Consider the following 21,536-nt stretch of genomic DNA (forward strand, 5'->3'; position numbering starts at 1 on the left):
CCACTATCGGACATGGGGATGACGTATGCCTCCAGAAGACCAGAAAGTCGAAGCCCATTTCTCCATTGACAAAGAGCCTCCTGCCACCCCGGAGATCGGGATGGTCAGGAAACTTCAATTGTTACACTGTTGATTTATCAGGTCAGTAACCCGGGTTTTGCGCTATCACTCCCGGATTGATGTCTATCTGACTTTGAGGTACAGGGAATAAGACATGATGGGACTGCATTCCCTTGTCAGACAATACGCTCAATGCTTCGTCTGTCCTGATTAGATCAAACCATCTGTGCCCTTCAAAGGCGAGTTCCACTCTCCGCTCTTTGGCCACCGCATCCCTGAATTCCTGTTGTGAGGTAATCAGGTATTCAGGGTCTGAAGCAGAACTTGTCATCTCAGGAAGCCCTGCTCTTGACCTGATTTGGTTTAGCAGCGCAAAAGCTTCTCCATCAGGCTGGAAGGAAATCTCATTAAGTGCTTCAGCATACATCAGCAACACATCGGCATAGCGCAAAACTATCCAGTTATTATCGCTGTCCAGATAGGCAGCAGGAGTTCCAGAATACTTTAAGATATAGTTGTGAATCACTTCATTGCCGTTCAATTGATAAGAAGTAGCCATAGAATATTCCTTTCGAAGGTCATTCTCCGCATAGGCTGCATCCATATCGCTAGTAGGGATATTTTGTCCCAAAGGATTTCCTACTGATACTACTGCGCCCCCAGATCCAATCGGGGCAAATTGATTGGTGAAAGGGCTGCCTTCTCCATTTGAGCTGCTACTGAACTGCACTTCAAAGATAGATTCAGCATTATTTTCATTATTCGCACCAAAAATATCACCATAAGAATCCATCAACCGGTACCCTGCCTGTCCCGACGCATCAATAACTTCCTTCAGCTTTTGCGAAGCTGCTTCCCAGTCTTTTCTAGTCAGGTATACCTTGCCCAGTAGTGCCATGGCGGCTCCTTTTGTAGCTCTACCTGCTTCAGCACTGCCATAAGTATAAGGCAGATCAATTTCTGCCGCAGTTAAATCAGCTATAATCTGTCTATAGACTTCCTCAGCAGGATTTCTGGTGAAGTCATAACCTTGCTCCGGATTAGTAATAATCTGAAGTACCAGCGGGACATCTCCATAAATACGAACCAGATTAAAGTACAACAATGCCCGAAGAAATTTAGCTTCGGCCACATACCGAGCTTTTAGTGTTTCATCCATGGAAACCTCTACGATTTTGTCAATCACAATATTTGCAGCCTGAATTCCCTGATAATGGGCATTCCAGGTAGTACTGCTTATGGAATTAACTGCATCATTCGTGAAGTCATCCACCGCTTGCAGGTTTGCACCCGCATTGGGGTTGGTGATTTCGGTATTGTCCGATCTCAATTCACCGATCACGTGCATGGAAGAATAATAGGTCCCTCCATATTGTAAAGACCCATACACTGCTGTCAAGGCATTTTCCATATCAGAGGCAGTTTTATAAAAATTGGTACTGTTCTCCTGGGATATGGGAGCCAAATCCAGAAAATCACTATTGCATGCACTCATCAGTGCCACTATCAAAGCGCATAATGAGCTATATTTTAGTATGTTGTTCATAAGAGAAATATTTTAGAAGCCTACATTTAAACCCAACATATATGTCCTTGCCAAGGGATATCCCCCTGCATCCACGCCGGGCACAAGAGGACTTCCTCCCTGAGCCGACACTTCCGGATTGAATCCTTCATACTTCGTAAAGGTGTAAGCATTTTGAACCGTGAAATTCAACCGTGCATTGGAAACTTTTACACGCTCCAAAATCTTGGCGGGAAAGGTGTAGCCCAATGTGATGTTTCTTATTCTTAGAAAAGAACCGTCTTCTACAAACGCAGAGGTCACATTGTTCACCACATTACTTCCTGCATAGGCATTGAAGTTTCTATCTATCATCGGACTGGTTCCATCTCCTGGATCAGCTTCAGATTTCCATCCATTGGCCGTGCTGCTCAGCACATTGTAAGAACCGGCATAATTCCCATAATATCTCCTAGCCAAATTAAGCACCTCAAATCCCTGTACCCCCTGAAGAGTAAATGAAAAATCCACATTCTTGTACGAGAATCTATTCGTCATCCCATAGGTAAAATCCGGGAAAGGATCACCCAATATCGTTCTATCGTCAGTATTGATTATGCCGTCCCCGTTGATATCGGCAAACTTCAGTCTACCCGGTATGGATTGTACAGTACCGTTGCCATTCATGACCACCGCACTATTATCAACATCCTCCTGATTTTGATACACTCCTATCACCTGATACCCATAAAAACTCCCCGGAGCTGATCCGATCTGGGTAATGTGTGTGGGAGATGAAGCTGAGGTCGCCTGTCGGGAAATAATCGGAGAACCATCCGGTCCCAATGCCATGACTTCGATCTGATTGAAAGAGATGTTAAAGTCAGTAGTCCATTTAAAATCAGACACTAAATTTCTGCTGGTAAGGGTAAACTCTATTCCTTTATTCTCTATTTCACCAATATTCTGCAGCGCATTGGTATAGCCTGTCAAGGTAGGGACCGGAACATTCAGCAAAAGATCGGATGTCCGTTTGATGTAATAATCAGCGGACAGATAAAGTCGATTTTGGAATACGCCAAGTTCCAATCCAAAATCCATCTGTTCGTTTTTCTCCCAGCCAAGCGTGGAATTCGGAATATTTGTAAGCCTTATGCCATTGCTGATGCTGGTTCCGAGAGGATAGTTCTCAATACCGGTCAATCCTATCGCTCCGTAATTGCTTATAAAATTATTTCCTGTCAATCCGTAGCTTGCCCTTAATCTCAGTTCTGACAACCATGATACCTGGTTTAGGAAATTCTCCTCGGAAAGTCTCCAACCCAATGATACCGATGGAAATGCACCCCAACGATTATCCGACCCGAATCTGGATGAACCATCCCGCCGAAAAGTCGCCGTGAGAAGATAGCGATCATCGTAGTTGTAGTTTAATCGTGCCAGATAGGATAGTAAAGACCATTCTTCTTGAGTGTTCAGAGCTTGTGTGATCAGTCCTGCAGCATTGGTCGTTTTTATATTGTCGTTGGCATAATTTGTACCTGTGATCCGGCTGGTCTCAAATGTCTCTTTCTGAACAGTATAGCCTAACACAGCATCAAATGTATGCTTGCCAATCGTCTTACCATAACTTAATGTAAATTCCGAAAGCCAATTGACGGTTTGTGCAGTATTATTGGAGCCTACTGCAGGCCGAGTGAGGTTAACACTATTGGGATTGATAATGGATGAACTGAATATATCCTCTCTAAAACTTCTGATATCTGTCCCTACCAAGGCTTTGAACTTTAGATTATCTATCAAGTTTATTTCCGTAAATGCAGTGCCCAGGAGTCTTAGGTTCTTTTGCTGGTGAAAATATTCTTTTGCGATTTTCACCGGATTATCAACTTCCGAGGTCCCTATGCCTTGCCCTGTTATTTGGGTATAATTGCCATCTGCATCATAAGGAGACAAATGCGGCCCTGCTGTGATGGCAGACTGGATGATACCACCCCCTTGCCAGTTTCCTTCGGCCAGTGATTGATTGGAGAAAGTATAGGAAGGAGTAATATTTGCGCCTACTTTTACCCGATCGTTCATCTGTGATTCTACATTTACCCGAAATGAATAGCGCTTGAGGTCAGAATTTATGATTACCCCTTCCTGCTCTAAGTATCCACCTGAAACGAAATACTTGGTTTTTTCATTTCCTCCTGAAAAATTCAGTTGATAATCACTCATACGGGCTGTGCGGAATATTTCATCCTGCCAGTCAGTACCCCGGCCCAATGAGGACGGATTTTCGAATCCTTCGGGGATCAAATACATAACATTCTGGATACGCTCTGAATTTGGATCAGAAGCGGATCTTCCCGGGCCTGAATTCACCCACGCATTATTTCTTGCTTCATTGATATAGGAAGCAAACTCTGATGCATTTAATACATCCAGGGTCTTTTCCACCTGCTGAATACCTGTGCTGACGTTGAACTCAATTTTTGTCAGTCCCTCTTTGCCTGATTTGGTAGTAATCAGCACAACTCCATTAGACCCCCTTGAACCATATATAGCTGTGGCAGAAGCATCCTTTAATACCTGAATGTTATCTATGTCTGCGGGATTAATTGTATTCAGAGGATTATTCCGCTGATCAAAATCATTGGTCACGGGAAATCCGTCCACGACATATAACGGCTCATTTCCTGCACTGAGAGACCCAGCTCCTCTGATCCGTACAGATGATCCTCCTCCCGGAGCCCCCGTGGCTTGGGTGACCACGACACCTGCCATTCTGCCGGCCATAGCCTGATCTACACTCACTATTGGCTGGTCTTTTAGCTCTTCAGAATTAATTGCACTTACTGCCCCTGTAATGTCCTTCTTTTTGACGGTGCCGTATCCCACCACCACAAATTCATCTAAAGAATTCTCCTCTTCAGTCAAAACCACGTCTATCACCGTGTCGGAAGAGATCAGTATTTCGTTTCGCTGATATCCAATAAACGAAAACAATAATGTCTGACCGGGATTGACATCTATAGAATAATTTCCATCAAGATCTGTTACTGTTCCCGTGGTAGTTCCTTTCACCACAACCGAAACACCCGGCATAGGTTGGCCGAATTCATCTTTTACGGTTCCGGTAATTTTTTCGGCCTGAGCTTCTTTGGCTACGAAGTTTTCGGCTGAATTTGTTTTTTTGGAGACACTGATAGCGTTATTGACCTGCTTAAACCTAAGTTCGGTCTGCGTGGCGATATGATAGAGATGTTTCTCTACACTCTCCGATTGGTTTAGATAAGAAATAGCCGAGTCCAAATCCACAGCTGCATGTGTGTAAAAAAATTTGAATTCAGTCTTTTTTTCTATTTCATTAAAAAATTGAACCAAGGATTTTGGTTGTTTTTCCAGCTTTAGAAAGACTTCATCAATACTTTTTACCTGAGCTTTAGAGGTATTGGCCAATAGTGGGTTCAGAGAAATGCAAAGAATAGCAAGCCCTCTGGCCAGTAGCTTAATAGACATGACTATTAATGGTAATATTTTTTTCATATGTTTGGATGATAAGTTGAAACATGATAATTCCCCCATGACGACAGGATGCAAATCTTCTGATACGGGGTTAAGTGTTTTGATTTCAGCAGGAGCGTATTCGCAGTACGTTCCTGTTTTTCTACTTACTTGGCTTTTGTCATAGGCTCCTAGTTTAGTTTGACCAATACTTTTTTATTATTTAGTTCATAACTGAAATCTAGGGATTCGCTCAGCACCATCAGCACATTTTCCAGGCTCTCATCCGAATCAAAAGTCCCGCTGGCCAGTTGTCTCTTCTCATTTCCCTGAAGAGTTATCTCTACTCCATACCATCTTTCGAGTCTAGCCGTAAGTTGCTCCAAAGTCGAATTATTGAATTTCAATACACCCTTCGTCCACAGTGTCACATCTTCTGCGTTGACAGGATTTTTCCCTAGTTGACTATCATTTCTGGACAAGAGAGATCCTTCCCCAGGGCTGAGCTCAATGACATTTCCTTTGTCCAGCTGCTTGAGCTCTACCATACCTGTCAGCAGTGTGACAGCCACTTTACCGTCGCGCTCAAAAGTGGAGATATTAAAAGATGTTCCCAGCGCAGTAGTCACTATCCCACCGGCCTCTACAGCAAATGGATGTTCTGCATCTTTCACCACTTCAAAAAACCCCTCCCCTTCTAAGGAAATGGATCTGTCCATCTGAAAATTGGCAGGATAGACAATTTTACTTTCTGAATTAAGATAAACAGTTGATCCATCGGGAAGCACAATTTTGGTTTTCTGGCCTGCGGGATTGTATTTAGTGATCATCTTGGTGTCCAGTAACTGCTCTTGATCCTGGGTAGCTCTATATTTTTCCCGATTGACAAAAAAGAGTGTAGAACTTCCTATTGCCAAGAATACAACAGCAGCTCTTAACCAAGGTATCCAGGCACTCTTTTGGCGCTTATTATCCCGGTGAAGGTATGGGCGGGCATAGTTGGATTTGTTATGGTTTAGTTTCTTCCAAAGAGCTTTGTTATCCCAATTATACTCTTCTGCTTTTAATTTACTTGACCATAGTTGAATGAGCTCGGCAGATAAAAAATCCTCTGCTTCCTGACTTTCTAAAAAGTCCAGCAATTCTTGCGCTTCCTCCTGCGTAAGTTTTCCTTCAAAAAAATCCTTTATTCTTTTATTATGATCCATTTTGGCTGTGTTCTGCTATATATAGCCACAGCAGAAGAATTCTACTCACATAGAATTCAAAAAAAGTTGGAATATTTTTGATTTACCTTAAAAAGGTGCGGAATCACCCCTCCAAAAGCGAAGCAAGTATTGCTTTTAGACTGATTACCCAAACTCCGGTGGAAACAATCTCCAATTTTGCGAGTCCTTCTTTAAAAGATTTGGTAGCTCTGAAAATCTGATTTTCCACCGTTCGTTTAGAAAGATTGAGAGCCTCGGAAATCTCCCCAACCGACTGGTTTTCGAGATGTCTCAGCTTGAAGATCTGCCGTTGGGCAGGTGGGAGTTTTTCGATTATCTCCAAGGAGAGATTATGAAATTCCGAGTAGATAAGATCACCGTCTGCGCTGTAAGAAGAAACTGGCTTCAAAAGTGGAATTTGATACTCTTTAAAGGCAAAAAAACGTGCTTCCTTCTTTACTTTTTTGATGACAAGTGAGCGTAAGATCGCAATCATGTATGCATTGATAGAAAGCTCAGGATCCAACTTCTCTCTATTTTTCCAGATTTTCAGAAAAACTTCCTGCACCACCCCTTCGGCATCTTCATGCCCAAGTCTCATCTTTCTGGATATAGCATAAATTTTCCCGGAAAACATTCCATATAGTTTCTCAAAGCACGCCTCATCACCTTGGACAAGCCCGTTCACTACCTGTTTCAAAAAGGGAGAATCTATTGCTTCCAAAATTGAATTACCTTAATTAATACTACTAGTAAAAGAATGTTGAGCAGTCGTGACAACCCATTTTCAACACCTAATTATATGATAATAATCTTTGAAAGACAAAAATTGGTTAATAATCGACCCATTCAGGTTAAATTAAAATGAAATTTTGCAATAAAGTCCTATGTAAGACTTAAGCCTTTCCCAAGTGGCGGAGCATTTTAATATGATCCCATAGTGCAGACGCAAAAGTTCTTTTTACCATATAAGGCACATTGTACTCCCTCGCCGTTTCAGACACAATCAATGACAATTCACGGTAATGGATATGGCAAATATTGGGGAAAAGATGATGCTCTACCTGAAAGTTCAGCCCTCCTATCAGCCAAGAGAAAACCTTACTCTTAGGAGCATAATTGCTCGTAGTGGCAAGCTGATGTACTGTCCAATCATTGGCAATAAGCCCGTCTTGATCGGCCTTTGGAAAAACCGCATCAGGTATAATATGGGCTGTCTGAAAGACTAAGCTTATGCATATACCTGTGACAAAGTGCATGCTGAAAAATGCCAATAAAATAATCCATGCAGGCAGTGGTATCATAATCAAGGGCAACACAAGAGCATACGAATAATAGAGAAGCTTCCAACCCGTAATTTTCAGCAGTTCTCTGCCGAATTCACCTTCCTTGTTGAAAAACCCCATATCCCGGTACCTTTTGACCCTGACAAAATCCTTCATAGTAATCCACGAGACGGTGGAGAGGCCATAAAAAAACCAAATGTAGAGGTATTGAAACCGATGAATCCAATAACGCTTGGCATTAGGAGAAAAGCGTAAGAAAAAAGGCGCATTGATATCATCATCCCCTTCATCCACATTGGTATAAGTATGATGGAGAACGTTATGTTGTATTCTCCATACGCTTGCATTAGCTCCTATGAGATTCATGGTATATCCCACAAATTTATTCACCCGCTTGCTCTTAGAATAAGATCCATGAATGGCATCATGCATAACCCCCATGCCCACTCCGGCCATCCCCAAGCCACTGGTGATATATAGGGCAAATATAAGTGCGGGGCTGGAAATCAATCCCGTGCTCATAGTAATCAAGGGAACAAAGAATACAGAAAGCATGATAATAGTCTTGATCACCATGCTACCATCTCCATAGATGGAAGTATTGTTTCCTTTGAAATATGCGTTTACTCTTATCCGTAACGCTTTGGAGAATTCGGCGCTACCGGATTTATCAAATTTTAAGTTTTTCATTATTCTTGCTGTTACGTTATCATCCTATTGACATCCAGATAGTTTCACCCTGGCTTCTAAATTCAATAGGTTTGCAATTCTGCGAAAAGCAATTGCAACTCATCCTTGGTTTTTTTGAGTTTTTGAGAAAGTCTTTCGAGCATTCCTTCCCGTTGTCCTTCCTGGAACTCAAAATCAGCATCGTTTAAAATCGAATACCTCTGTTTGAGCATTACTTTTTGTTCCCTCCAGCTTCTTGTAATAGTCATGTTATTTGTTCATTAATTACTTAGTGATTACTTCGCTCGGATCGAAGGAAGACTCCTTCGATCCGAGATTACTGTTATGAGGAAGAAAATAGGCGTCAATTATTGTTGGGATGGATTTATTCCCTTTAGTCTCTAAACTATGCAATGCCCTCAAAACTCAAATTCATAAGCAAGAGGATTGCGGGCACACATTTATTTAGTCATCAACCGTTTGTTTTTCTATTTATTGATCAATAGCTCCCTTTCGAAAAGAGCTAATTCCTTTTTCTTGGGAAAGTCAGCGAATGTGCAGTAGTATATTCCTGCATAATACTTCCTAATGATCAACTTGGTATCAGGACTTTTCTTATCATACACCAAATCACCTAACTCGAATTTCCTGCCTTGTTTTAAGTCCATTACTTCTCAGGTTTAGGGTCTAAATACTAACATCCTCATATCCACTTTTGATTACCGTAGACAACATTTTAAATTTACCATTTGCCGTAATACGGTTTTTTGAGTGAGCAGGAATTATGATCAGTTCACCCGCTTCGACCATATTCGATTTCTCTTCTATAATTATCTCGGCAATTCCATCAAGTACCTGTATGAGGTTGTCGAATGGGGATGATTTCGTCATCATCCCTTCACCTGCATCAAAGGATGATATAGTAACCGTTCCGGTCTGCTTTGTAAGAATAGATTTAATCACCACTGAACCGGCAACATATGCTACTGAATCTACCAAACGATGTGCAGTAGATTTCTCAAACTCTGGGTTTACCATAGCTAATTATAAATAAGTAAAGAAACCAAGGACATCAATCATCTGTGCCTTTATCTTTTTTCTTTGCCGCTTTAGCAGCTCTTTTTTCCTTTAGATTCTTGGCCGGGGCAGTTTTATCCGATTTCCCTTTGCCTTCTTTTTCTTTGGACATGATTCTTTTTGTTAAGGTTTTTATTCCTAATACCGAAAGTCGATTAAACCAAGTCAGGAAATGTTACACAAGCCTAGGCAAAGCTTACATAAATCCCACATCGGAGGCAAATTGGGATATAAGCACCTCATTACGTGTCATTTCATGGGATTGGGTAAAATTCTTTCATCATAAAAAATCAGTGTATCAATTTTAGGAGTTAAATTCCAGACACTTCACGTCATGAAATCGAACGCGTCCCAAGCGACGCCCAAAGTGATGACTATCCATTCTGCCTATCGGTATAAAGATTCGGGACAGGCTATCCGACCATCAGTACGAGACAAGTTATAATCATTACAAACACGTATAAACATCTGAAAAAAGGGAATAGCTTCGGATTTTTCATTCCCTATTGAGGTTGTAAAAGCCATCAAATTCCCTGACCGTATCTGTGAAATTCAAGGCTTTTCAACAGACCTCCTTCAAAGTTTCTGAGAATCTCTCGGGCATACATGAATTACGCCAATAGGTGATTAGTTTGAAAAAACTCCCCCAGCTATTCAAAAGCTATATATCTTCGAGATTCTGCTTACGCTTGTATTTCAATTGCTTGTAAAATGTAGGAGTAAGACCCGTGATTTTCTTGAACTGATTGGATAAATGAGCAACACTACTGTAGTGCAGTCTGTAGGCAATTTCAGTCAAAGTCAATTCATCGTAGATCAGCAGTTCCTTTGCCCGCTCAATCTTATGAATAATAGTGAACTGTTGAATGGTTATCCCCTTCACTTCGGAGAAAATATTGGCCAAATACGTATAATCATATCCTAATTTTTCACTGATAAAATCCGAATAATTCACTTTAGGCAACTCCTCAGAGTAATGAATCATTTCAATGATAAGGTTTTTGATACTCTCGATAATGATACTTCTCTTGTCGTCCAACAGCTCCAAGCCTGATTTCAACAGGTTTGCCTTAAGCAGCATTCTTTGTTCCTGACTAATATTTTCAAGGATTTCCACTATTCCCAGCTCAACCATCACATGGTGAAGGCCAAGATTTTTCAACTCTTCCTTTACCATCATTTTGCAGCGTAAACTGACCATATATTTGATGTATAGCTTCATGAGTTGGGAAATGAATTCAATCTGGAAAAGGCCAAAGCAAGGAATAATCAAAATCCAAGCTCTGAGAAATAAATGAGACGAATTAGGTTCTAAAGCTCAGGACATCAAGATACCCATAAAATAGATAAAAGCATTCATTACTAAAAAGAGAGAGGAGGACTAAACAACTATATTCTATACTGATCTTCTACTAATTACCATTCTATCTACCCCCAGACTCTACAAACTGTAAAAAAAAATCGCAAACTTTCGTCTGCGATTCTTAAATCTTATTAGTATTATAAGCTTATTTCCTTCTCAATGCACGCTTCCACCAAGGCAGCTGAACTTCTTCGTGATATCCGTAGGAATTGTTGCCATAACCGTAACCGTAACCATAGCCATAGCCGTAACCGTAACCTTTGTCTATATGGACATCATTGAGGATCCCATATATCTTGGACACTCCGCCTTTTTCCACCAAGTTGTTCAATATTTGAGTATTGCCCTTCATGGAATATCCCTGACGGAAAACAAAGAAGCTGATATCCGCAAACCCAAACAGCTCTTTTGTCTCTGAGACCAGTCCCACAGGTGGGCAGTCAAAAATAACCACATCGTATACAGACTTGATTTCTTTTACTATTTCACCAAACTTATCCTGCAAAAGCAGTTCTGCAGGATTGGGAGGAATAGGTCCCGATAGAATCACATCCATATCCTTATGTCCAGTAGGTTTCACCACATCTTGCCATGGTATGTCTGTGCTGAGACAAGTACTCATCCCCTTGTCATTTGCCAAACCAAAATCCTCTGCAATCTTTGGTTTTCTTAAGTCCAATCCTATCAGAATGGTCTTCTTACCCATCAGGGCATACACAGACGCTACGTTGATAGACACGAAGGTTTTACCTTCCCCTGATATGGACGAGGTAAAGAGTATCGTAAGATTATCTCTGTGGGGACTCAGATAAGACATGTCAGCTCTCAAGGATCTAAACGACTCAGTGACAGTAGATCGGGGATTATTTAATACAGGAATAGCATCATCAGAATTATTTCTTCCAATCATCCCGATCAAGGGAACCTTGATCTGACTTTCCAGTTCTTTAGGATCTTCAATTTTTGTATTCAGGAAGTCTTTCACCGTAATAAAACCAATTGGAAGAATAAGTCCCAAAATCAACCCTATCAATAGGTTTAAAGATCTCTTGGGGGCTACAGGGATTTGTCCCGCTTTCGCATAATCCAGTATTTTATTCTTTGGCATGTTCGATGCCTTTGTTATTTCCGCTTCTGCTTTCTTTTGCAATAGATAGACGTAGATATTCTCGTTGATTGTAAACTGCCGCTGAATCCCCAAAAGGTCACGCTCCGTCTTAGGCAGCGCATTGATATCCGATTCTATTGTCTTTATACGTGCATTGATATCCGAAAGAACATTTTGCGTATTTCCCAATGCAAGATTCACATTCTCTTGAAGCTGCTTCTTTGTGTTTGCTATACGTGAGGAATTTTCCCTGACGGCAGGTGCCTGATCTGAAAAGTTCGATTTTAGGCGAATCTGCTCAGCCTGGAGTTCAGCTAGCGTGTTCACAAGAGAATTCAGCAGGGGATCGGTTACTCCGATGATCGACGGAGCGACCAACTCACCACCGCGGCTGTTATCAAGGTACGCATTAAGAGTTTTATAGTAATTCAGGCTCACCTCTGTTTCACCCTTCTGCTTCTCCAGTTCCTGCAGCCGCTCAAAAATCACTGACCCTTCCTGAGAAAGGTTGAAAATGTTGTTGTCAGATCTGTACTGTTGGAGCTTATTTTCGGAGAACTCCAGAGAATCAGAGATTCCGCTCAACTGTTGTTCTATAAATCGTACCGTACTTTCCGAAGCACGGTTCTTCTCTTCAAGCTCTCGCTTGAGGTACATCTCCATCAGTTTGTTTATGTAATCCTCCCCCAGACGTCTGACAGGAGTCTCCAGACCGAGCGTCAATATAGATGCCTGTTTGTTCAATGGCGCAACTGACAAGTCCCCCTTATACTTCAATGCAAGTGTAGGGGTGTCTGTCAATTTAAACAGGATTATATCACCGGGGTTTGCATAGATATTGCTGATTTTAAACTCATAATTATCCTCTTGGACCTGCTCGCCAAATTCATAAACTTTTTTACTTAGAACTGCTTGTTCTACTCTTGTCTTGTAAAAGGGATCAGATGGATTAAACACGCTGAATCCCTCTTCTTCAATTTGAAGTTCGTAAGAATCTTCACTAATCACCTCTATCCTGAATAAGCCACCTACCCATTGTGGATGATTCCAATCAACCGTTACGACTACAGGAAGCTTATCATAAAGCTGTACACTGGAGAAAAATCCATCTTGGTAATACTGTACGTTCAGATTCAGTTCTCGGATGGTTTCCTCTGCCAAAGAATAGGATTTTAAAATACCTATTTCATTCTCAATATTATTTTTTCCTTGCAGGCCGAGTCCTGCAGACTCAAAAAGATCCGTACCCAAGCTTGGCTTGTCATCTTCAACCAACACACTTGACTCAACTTTATAAATATTTGTAGCATAACGGTTAAACAAGAATGCCGACGCTAGCCCCGCAAGCATAAATGCAACAATCACCGGCCAGTACTGCAGGTAATTAAAAAGTAATACTTTTAGATCTATTTCTTCCTCCTTCTGTACAGTAAAGCTATTTTGTGTGGAATTGGAAAGATTTGGGGTATTCGGATACATAAATACTTATTTGATTAAGTTCAAGATCAACGCCAAAGCGGTTACAGCTGAAATTATCAAAGCAAGCGACTGGGCTGCATTTTCACCAGCTCCCACTTCACGTACCTTCATGGGCTCTGCATACAACTGATCATTAGGCTGGATAAAGTAAAAAGGGGATTCTACCACCCGCCTGTCTATCAAATTAATTCTGTGTAACCTTGTCCCTTCGGGATATTGACGGATCAATAGTATTTCATCACGCTTGGCTACGGGTGTCAGATCACCTGCATTAGCAACTGCCTCAAAAATCGTCATACGATCCTGGAGAACCACGAATTTACCCGGTCGCCTGAACTCGCCTAGTGCTGCATAACGGATACCACCCAGCTTTACCTTTACATACAGCTCTGTGGTAACGTAAACGCGCAGCTTTTCCTCGATTAAGATCCTAGCCTCTTCAAGCGTTTTATCCCGTACGCTTACATCACCCACGATCGGAAGACGTATATTTCCATTTCGGTCTACCGTATAGCCTGTCATATAATAAATATCCCCACCCGACTGACTGGCCATATTCCCCATCTGGCTGCTGCTCCCGGCAGCGGATTTATTGTTGAAGCCGTTCTGAATCATGTCATCGACAGTCTGCACATTCACGTCAATGATGTCGTTGAACTGGAGCCTATATTCAGGGAGTTCGTATGTGATCAGATCTCCGTCCGAAATTGCCTCAGCCCCATCTTGGTTTTGCAGATAGATGATTTTCTCATTCGAGATGCACCCAAAGGCCAATAAAAAAACAAGGGAAAACGATACCCCCTTTAACAACTTCATCATATATATATATTTAATACTTCTCTGACAAAAACTCCGCAAACTTAAACATTTAACCTCAAATTGTTATATTTTTTATGATTTTGACAATAAACAACTGAAATCCATCACCATAATTAACATTAATCAATTAGCTCACCTTCTTCCTGGCTTCTTCCAAATCTTCCTGAGTATCAATCGCTATTGCCTGATGCACTGTCTCCACCATTCTTATTCTATATCCATTCTCAAGCAATCTCAATTGCTCCAGCATTTCAGTTGATTCCAAATCACTCTTGGGCAAATCCGTAAATTCCTGTAGCACATTTTTTCTATAAGCATAAATACCAATATGCTTCCAATAGGATACCTGTGGCTTATCCTCCCTATTATATGGTATCACTGATCTGGAAAAAAGCAACGCGTCCCCCTTTAAATCAGTAACCACTTTGACTGCGTTGGGGTTTTCTGCTGCTTTTGCAGATATTCTTGTTTTAAGTGAAGCCACATCAACTTTCGGGTCTTTAAAGACAGAAACTAAATCCATCAACGACTGCTTATCCTGAAAGGGCTCATCCCCCTGTACATTTACGATAAGATCTGCTTCTATGGATTCCACAGCCTCTGCAATTCTATCAGATCCGCTCTGATGGTCTTTCCTGCTAACAAACACTTTGCCACCTAGCGACTCTATTTGTCTCTTAATTTCAAGATGATCCGTGACCACCCATACTTCATCAAATACAGCAGTGCTCACGGTACTCAAATAGGTATGCTGAATTACTGACTTCCCCCCCAGATCTTGAACTAATTTGGAAGGCAATCTTGTAGAGGCATATCGGGCCGGTATCAAAGCGACAATGGTAAGCATATATGGGAACTGTTGTTAATCGATCTTTTTTTGTGAATCGTAATCTACTAGTAAGCGGAATTAGAAATGGAAAGCATTAAAAACTTAAAATCAGCAGTATGTTGCCATTTCCCTATGTTTCTTCCCCTACTTTACTTTAAAAGCATTTTTCAATTTCAGGAAGATGTTCTCCCTACCTTTTTTAAACTTCTTTTTCTTGGTTCCTAGATCGTCACCATAATAATTGTACATGTACTCATTGTTCTGAGAATATAAATAAGTATTTCCATAGCCATAATTATATCCTTCATAATGATATCCTGAATTTACAATCCCGTTGAAAACCCCATATACGTTTTTCACCTGCTTGTTATTAACAAGATCGTTGATCATCACCAAATGATCCTTAGCTGTGTAATTTTGCCTCACCACGTAGATATTAATATCAAACAACCTCATTAAGTCAATTGTCTCAGATACCAAGCCCATAGGGGGCGTATCAAAAATCACTACATCGAATCGGGACTCCAGATAATCCAAGAATTCAATTAATCTCGGCGTCTGCAACAGTTCTGCCGGATTTGGGGGAATGATACCCGAAGGGACAAACCATAGATTTTCATGGACCGTAGCAATAACTATTTCCTCAGCCTCTACTTTACCGATTAGATAAGTGGATAATCCTATATTCTCAGATTCTCCAAAGTACGATGCCAATTTTGGTCTTCTTAAATCCCCTCCCACTACTACTGTCTTTTTAGAACCCAAAGCCATAGCCGAAGCCAGGTTTAGAGAAGTGAAGGTCTTTCCCTCACCGGAAACTGATGAGGTTACCAGTATTTTCTTCGAATTCTTGCCACTCGCCAAATAGGTAATGGCCGATCTGAGGGAACGAAAAGACTCTGCAACTGCAGACTTCGGAAAATCCAATACTACCTTGTTAGTATCCTTGTGGCTATATCCCACTATCCCCAACTGTGGAATCATGAAATGTTTTTTCAAATCACGCTGATCTTTGATCGTATCATCAAAAATATCCCGCACCACTACAAAACCAAAAGGCACCAGCAAACCCAAAACAATAGCCAAACCATAGTTTTGTTCTTTCTTCGGAAAGATCAGAGTTCCACGCCTGGCAGCGTCCAAGATTGAATTGTCTGAGACATTTGACGCCATCGCAATACCTGCTTCGGCACGCTTTTCCAGCAAATAAGTATAAAGAGACTCTCTTAATTTGAACTCTCTGAAAATCCCCGAATATTCAGATTCAGATTCAGGAAGCGTAGAGAATTGAGCATCATACACACGAATATCCCGCTGGATACTGCCTTTTTTCTGTTTGGTGTTAGCTATCAAATTGACCACATTTTCAAAAAGTGCCTCCTGCACTTTCTCCATCTGCACGTCAATTTTCAGGACTTCGGGATGATTTTCATTAACTGTGGCAAGCAGCCTCCTTCTGTCTTGGGAAAGCGTGACCAATGTCTGAATGAGGCCATTCAGCAATGGGTCTGGAACACCTATGACTGAAGGAGCTATTACATCTGAGAAATCCTTGCTCTTCTGCTCCATATAGGAGCGTATTTGCTCAAAGTAATCCAGCTGATAATCAATTTCAGCGTTCATTTCATCGAGCGTATTCATTTTTCCCAGTATATTGGAAAATTCAGCCGAAACATCCAGTAGCTTATTTTCAACTTTGAAATCCTGTAACTCCCTCTCCTTTTTCTGAAGTGAATCCTCTAAAAAGCCAAGTTGCTCTTCTATGAAAGCCAGTGTGTTTTCCTGTATTTTATTCTTTTCATTTAAATCAAATTCTATATAGGACTCCATTAAGGCGTTGATGTAATCTCTTCCTTTCTCCACCACCTTAGTTGTAGTGCTTAATCGAAGTACTGAGCTGTATTCATTCTGCAAACTCACCTGCACAGACCTTGCGTAGCTATCTTCCAGTGAGCTCGGGGTTCTCAATCTAAATATCAATTCTTCATTCGTCCTGCCCGGATTCACTAGGTGCACTACAAACTTCGACTTGGTTGTCTCTATCTCTTCGCCAAAAGTAAATGTCTTGTCATAGATGGATTCATCTCCCGCAGCCATTGCTGAATTAAAATCCATGAACCCGCCATCCTCTCTGGTAAGTTTAAAGGTCTTTTCAGAAAGTATTTCCAGTTGGATGGGCACTTCAGCCATCTGAAAATGATTCCAATCTACTTCGATACGAATCGGCGATCTGTCATAAAGCTCTATTGCTTTAATATTGGTCTTTGCATAGTATTCCACATCGAAGTGCAATTTTTTCAAAGCCTCACGGGCCAATCCTTTTGATCTTAATCTCAGGATGTCATTTTCCAAATTAAGACCTGTAGAAAAAATATTTGACCTGTCCAGAATACGTGCTTCGGGAGATGTGTTTGTTTTGATCACCATGGATCCCGTTACTTCATATTCATCTACTGTATATCGGTGGAATAGAAAAGTAGCAATGAGAAACAAAGAAATGAACAGCAAGTACCATGGCCAATACCGGATATACTTGGCTATCACATATCTGATCTCCAGTGCTTTTTCCTCGTTGTCTAATTGGCTTAAGTCTAACTTCTCCATATCAACTAATTCCCAGCTACCAAATTAATAATTAAAAGCGTGGATGCTAGCAAGCCTGCAAATAGTGCCAATGAAGCTGTTAAATTATCCGCATTACCAAACTGTCTGATATTCATCGGTTCCATATACAGAATATCGTTCGGCTGGATAAAGTAAAAAGGACTCGCCAATAGAGCTCGATCATTAAGATTGATCTGGTGAATCTTGGTACCTCCATCGTACTGACGAATGATAAATAATTGGTTTTTCTTACCTAATAACGTCGTCTCTCCCGAATTGGCCAATGCATCAAAAATAGTAGCCCGGTTTTTATAAATCACATTCACTCCTACCGCATTAAACTCTCCCAGCGTGGTATATCTGATCCCTGCAATCCTTAATTTGACGTAGATTTCTTCCTTAAAAAACTTGTTGATTTCTGTCTGTACTTTTTCCTTAGCCATCTCTTCGGTCATTCCGGCAATGTTGATTTTGCCCAGCTTAGGAATCTCTACATCCCCTTTCTGATCTATAGAATAGCCTCTGAAATATAAGGGATCCGACCCACCGCCCCCTCCACCATTGCCCATCGCCCTGACATTTTGAGAATTTTGAAAAGAAAAAGCCTCTATAAGCTCAGCATCTGATGTGGCAAAATCTATCTCAACTATATCAAAAGGCTGTAAAATATACTCGTAATCCACCTCTGCAAAAGGGATAAATTCATCCAATTCTATAGGAGTGTTATCAGGAAGATTTTGCAAATAAGTGATTCGCTTGTTACTGATACAACTCGTCACAAAAACCGCAAAACTGACAATAAACAAGATTCTCTTCATTCTAGCTAGAAGCAAAAATTTGGCTTGGGTCAAATATATAAAAATCCTTGAGGAGAAGGGATAAGTTTGAAATTAGAACTTAGAAAAGTAGTAGCACAGAAACTTCCCTGAATCCACATCGTATTCTTAGCCTATTACCCTAAGTAAAACTCCATCTAAAAGCCGAACCTAACAACTATGACTTTGAACTGAATAGGATACGGAAACATTCACTAAAATAAACCCCGGCCTTTCCCAATTGAGCTGGCTGTACCTACTTACTGCGAATCCTCATTAAGCTACATCCGGAACCAATTATAAAATCTTCCTATCTTCATCCCATGCAAATCAGAAAGGCAAATCCCGAAGATTTACCCTCAATTATAAACCTGTTAAAGACCTCTCTTGGAGAAAATTTAATCCCTAAATCTGAAGAATTATGGAATTGGAAGCATGTGGCTAACCCCTTTGGCATTTCACCTGTTTTACTGGCCGAAGATAGTGGTATAATCTGCGGTTTACGGGTGTTTTTACGCTGGGAATTTCGCCAAGGCAAACAACTCTTAAAAGCATGCAGAGCTGTGGATACGGCAATCCACCCTGAATATCGGGGAAAGGGGCTTTTCAAGAACCTTACGCTTACACTCGTCGAAGAACTTAAATACGAAGGAGTAGAATTCATATATAACACACCGAATTCCCAAAGCACACCGGGCTATTTGAAAATGGGCTGGGAAAGCTGGGGTAAACTCCCTCTTAAAATAAACTTCAATCTTAAATTGGGCAAACCCAATAACCAGTCACTCCCCAGTGATTGGTCAAGTATACATAGCCTGATTGATCAAATAGAAAAGGGAAGCTTATATTCTGACAGGATTCAAACAAACCTAGTCCCTGGTTATCTCAAGTGGCGGTATGAAGCTTGTCCTTTACTTCCATACCACTTTATCAGCGATGGAAGTACTTATCTTTTGATCTATAGAATCAAAGAAGGAAAAATTGGCAGAGAACTTAGAATTGTAGATTTCTTTAAGCTTCCAGGTTTTGGAGAGAATGAAAAAAAACAACTGAACAATCGATTGAAAACTGTTGAGAAAAATGAGCGTGTAAGATTCACTTCATTTTCGGGATTACAGTTTCGTAATGATTTGCCATTGGAAATGGGAATCATGCCAGTAATGTCTATAGGCCCTGAAATAACCCTCAGAAAAGTAAGCGTAAGCGATGATCTGCTACGCCAACCTTGGGGTTGGAGTTTGGGGGATTTGGAAGTTTTCTAGGATTGTTTCAACCATGGAAGTAGTGGGAGAGCTTAAGAAGTTGTTGTAATTTTGATCTCCCCTTCTGCCTATGTACAAACAAGGCTTCCCTAAGGTTTGGGGTGAAAGAATTGACATCGAAAAACTAACGTGGAATTCGGATTCTGCGCACGACAGGCAAGTAAGGGGGTTATAGAGATAAAGTAAAGATTTTAATAAAATGAAAGGGAAACAGGTAATACGAACAGCAGCGGTTTTAGGAATGCTTGCAGTGGGAATTGGAGCTTTCGGAGCACATGGATTGAAAGAAATCCTTGCTGAAACCGGCAGAGCGGAAACTTTTGAAACCGGTGTGAAATACCACTTCTATCATTCATTGGCCATTTTTCTGATCGGCATTTTGGCTCTAATAAAACCTGAATGGAAAAAGCTCAACACTGCGGCAATCTTAATGGTAGTGGGAATATTAATTTTCTCAGGCTCACTCTATGCACTTTCTCTTACAGGCATCTCTTGGCTTGGGGCAATCACTCCTCTCGGAGGAGTTGCTTTTATTGCAGGATGGGCTTTGGTGTTTGTGGCAGCTTCAAAAAACTAACGTATGCATAAAATCAGTACTCTTGTACTCCTGACATTTCTTTTTTCTTCTACCCTTTTTGCCCAGCTAAGCCGAAACGAGTTTCTCAAATTGGAATCTGCCTTGGGTGAAGGCAGTTTTTTCAGTGGACACCTTTCGGGTTTTTTGCTATACGACTTGGATTCCCAGACCGTGCTTTATGAGAAAAATAGCCATCAGCGTTTTATCCCCGCCTCCACTACCAAGCTTTTCACGCTCTTCTCATCGTTAATAGTTCTGAATGACAGCACTCAGACTTTACGTTATGTCGCTGAAGGAAGAACAATTAAAATCTGGGGGACCGGTGATCCCAGCTGGAAATACAAAAAGTTTTTCCAGCCTGATTTCCGTGAATTTTTGAGCCCCTATGATCAGGTCATTTTTTCGGACGCGAATATGATTTCACCGGCATTTGGTTATGGCTGGCAGTGGGATGATTATTACTTCAATTATTCCGCCGAACGTACTTCTTTGCCTATCTATGGAAATATGGTTCAGGTGAAAAAAATAGGCAACGCTCCTACCGTTTTCCCTCCCAGCTTCCAAGAATCAGTATTCCCTACCAGTCGTACAATCCGTGAATTGGAGCGTGATTTTCACAGCAATAAATTCTTTTACAATCCCAACAACTTCAGGGCAAAGGAGGAATTTATCCCTTTTATCACCTCACCGGAGCTTTTTACCAAACTAGCCTCAAACGCAACAGGGAAAACCTGGATTTACCAGCCGGACAGTTTGCCAACAGTCCATCAAGAATGGCGTGCTGCTCCACTCTTCCCTATCTTAAAGGAAATGATGCTGGAAAGTGACAATTTTCTGGCAGAGCAACTTATGCTGATGGTCTCGGATCGGTTGTTTCAGCGACTGGATACCGAACGGGCCATTGAATACATGCTCAAAACATACTTGTATGATTTGCCGGATAAACCCCAATGGGTGGATGGAAGCGGCTTAAGCAGGCATGACTTGATCACCCCGCGCACTATGGTGGCGCTTTTCGAAAAAATCTACCGTATGATACCCGATCAGGAGCTCTTTGAACTTTTACCCACCGGCGGAATATCAGGATCCTTACAAAACAGTTACAAAGCAGAGCAGCCTTACATTTTTGCCAAGACTGGCACCATGAGCAACAATCACAGTCTAGTAGGGCTAATCAAGGGAAAAAGCGGCAGGTATTATTGCTTTGCCTTTATGAACTCCAATTACCCCTGGAAAGCTTCCGAGGTTAGAAAAGAAATGGAGAAAGTGATGGTTATGGTAAGGGATATGATTTGATTTACGATTTACGATTTACGATTTACGATTTACGATTTACGGAGCAAACGAATTAGTTGAAGCATTCGCCATCGATAAATATCAAATA

The 21,536-nt window shown here is 41.2% G+C and carries 17 protein-coding genes; 3 read left to right on the top strand and 14 right to left on the bottom strand.

The features are described from left to right. Window positions 1-142: 142 nt before the first annotated feature. From ID165_RS11155 to ID165_RS11220, 14 genes are all read right to left on the bottom strand, one after another. On the bottom strand, window positions 143-1,606 hold the full coding sequence (locus ID165_RS11155) for a RagB/SusD family nutrient uptake outer membrane protein (RefSeq protein WP_192350580.1): 1,464 nt from the start codon (window positions 1,604-1,606) through the stop codon (window positions 143-145). Between the two features lie 12 nt (window positions 1,607-1,618). Beyond that, window positions 1,619-5,098, bottom strand: coding sequence for a TonB-dependent receptor (locus tag ID165_RS11160; protein WP_225587086.1), 3,480 nt, complete (start codon window positions 5,096-5,098; stop codon window positions 1,619-1,621). Between the two features lie 149 nt (window positions 5,099-5,247). Beyond that, complete coding sequence (locus ID165_RS11165; RefSeq protein ID WP_192350582.1) at window positions 5,248-6,264, bottom strand: FecR family protein; 1,017 nt, start codon at window positions 6,262-6,264, stop codon at window positions 5,248-5,250. A gap of 103 nt (window positions 6,265-6,367) precedes the next feature. Beyond that, a complete protein-coding gene (locus tag ID165_RS11170) occupies window positions 6,368-6,988 on the bottom strand; it encodes an RNA polymerase sigma factor (RefSeq protein ID WP_192350584.1) in 621 nt (206 codons plus the stop codon). A 172-nt stretch (window positions 6,989-7,160) separates the two neighbouring features. Then, complete coding sequence (locus ID165_RS11175) at window positions 7,161-8,240, bottom strand: acyl-CoA desaturase (RefSeq protein ID WP_192350586.1); 1,080 nt, start codon at window positions 8,238-8,240, stop codon at window positions 7,161-7,163. A gap of 62 nt (window positions 8,241-8,302) precedes the next feature. Beyond that, window positions 8,303-8,488 carry a general stress protein CsbD gene (locus tag ID165_RS11180; protein ID WP_192350588.1) on the bottom strand — a complete coding sequence of 62 codons (186 nt, stop codon included), beginning with the start codon at window positions 8,486-8,488 and terminating at the stop codon, window positions 8,303-8,305. Between the two features lie 219 nt (window positions 8,489-8,707). Continuing rightward, window positions 8,708-8,887: a hypothetical protein gene (locus ID165_RS11185; protein WP_192350590.1), complete on the bottom strand. Its 180-nt coding sequence runs from the start codon at window positions 8,885-8,887 to the stop codon at window positions 8,708-8,710. Window positions 8,888-8,906: 19 nt separating this feature from the next. Beyond that, window positions 8,907-9,257, bottom strand: a complete 351-nt coding sequence (locus ID165_RS11190) for a cupin domain-containing protein (protein ID WP_192350592.1) — start codon at window positions 9,255-9,257, stop codon at window positions 8,907-8,909. Window positions 9,258-9,957: 700 nt separating this feature from the next. Next, the gene (locus ID165_RS11195) at window positions 9,958-10,518 is read right to left on the bottom strand and encodes an AraC family transcriptional regulator (protein WP_192350594.1); all 561 of its coding nucleotides are present in this window, start codon (window positions 10,516-10,518) and stop codon (window positions 9,958-9,960) included. Between the two features lie 286 nt (window positions 10,519-10,804). Continuing rightward, window positions 10,805-13,246, bottom strand: coding sequence for a polysaccharide biosynthesis tyrosine autokinase (locus ID165_RS11200; protein ID WP_192350596.1), 2,442 nt, complete (start codon window positions 13,244-13,246; stop codon window positions 10,805-10,807). 6 nt (window positions 13,247-13,252) lie between these two features. After that, complete coding sequence (locus ID165_RS11205; RefSeq protein WP_225587087.1) at window positions 13,253-14,065, bottom strand: polysaccharide biosynthesis/export family protein; 813 nt, start codon at window positions 14,063-14,065, stop codon at window positions 13,253-13,255. 127 nt (window positions 14,066-14,192) lie between these two features. Beyond that, window positions 14,193-14,912, bottom strand: coding sequence for a 3-deoxy-manno-octulosonate cytidylyltransferase (gene kdsB, locus ID165_RS11210; protein WP_192350598.1), 720 nt, complete (start codon window positions 14,910-14,912; stop codon window positions 14,193-14,195). 126 nt (window positions 14,913-15,038) lie between these two features. Further along, window positions 15,039-17,498: a polysaccharide biosynthesis tyrosine autokinase gene (locus ID165_RS11215; RefSeq protein ID WP_192350600.1), complete on the bottom strand. Its 2,460-nt coding sequence runs from the start codon at window positions 17,496-17,498 to the stop codon at window positions 15,039-15,041. A 5-nt stretch (window positions 17,499-17,503) separates the two neighbouring features. Then, window positions 17,504-18,316: a polysaccharide biosynthesis/export family protein gene (locus tag ID165_RS11220; protein WP_192350602.1), complete on the bottom strand. Its 813-nt coding sequence runs from the start codon at window positions 18,314-18,316 to the stop codon at window positions 17,504-17,506. A gap of 320 nt (window positions 18,317-18,636) precedes the next feature. On the opposite strand from ID165_RS11220, the gene ID165_RS11225 reads away from it, so the two are divergent. From ID165_RS11225 to ID165_RS11235, 3 genes are all read left to right on the top strand, one after another. Next, window positions 18,637-19,575, top strand: a complete 939-nt coding sequence (locus ID165_RS11225; RefSeq protein WP_192350604.1) for a GNAT family N-acetyltransferase — start codon at window positions 18,637-18,639, stop codon at window positions 19,573-19,575. Between the two features lie 199 nt (window positions 19,576-19,774). Continuing rightward, a complete protein-coding gene (locus ID165_RS11230) occupies window positions 19,775-20,152 on the top strand; it encodes a DUF423 domain-containing protein (RefSeq protein ID WP_192350606.1) in 378 nt (125 codons plus the stop codon). A gap of 3 nt (window positions 20,153-20,155) precedes the next feature. Beyond that, window positions 20,156-21,448 carry a D-alanyl-D-alanine carboxypeptidase gene (locus ID165_RS11235; protein ID WP_192350608.1) on the top strand — a complete coding sequence of 431 codons (1,293 nt, stop codon included), beginning with the start codon at window positions 20,156-20,158 and terminating at the stop codon, window positions 21,446-21,448. Window positions 21,449-21,536 lie beyond the last annotated feature (88 nt).

Source organism: Algoriphagus sp. Y33 (assembly GCF_014838715.1).
GTDB lineage: Bacteria > Bacteroidota > Bacteroidia > Cytophagales > Cyclobacteriaceae > Algoriphagus.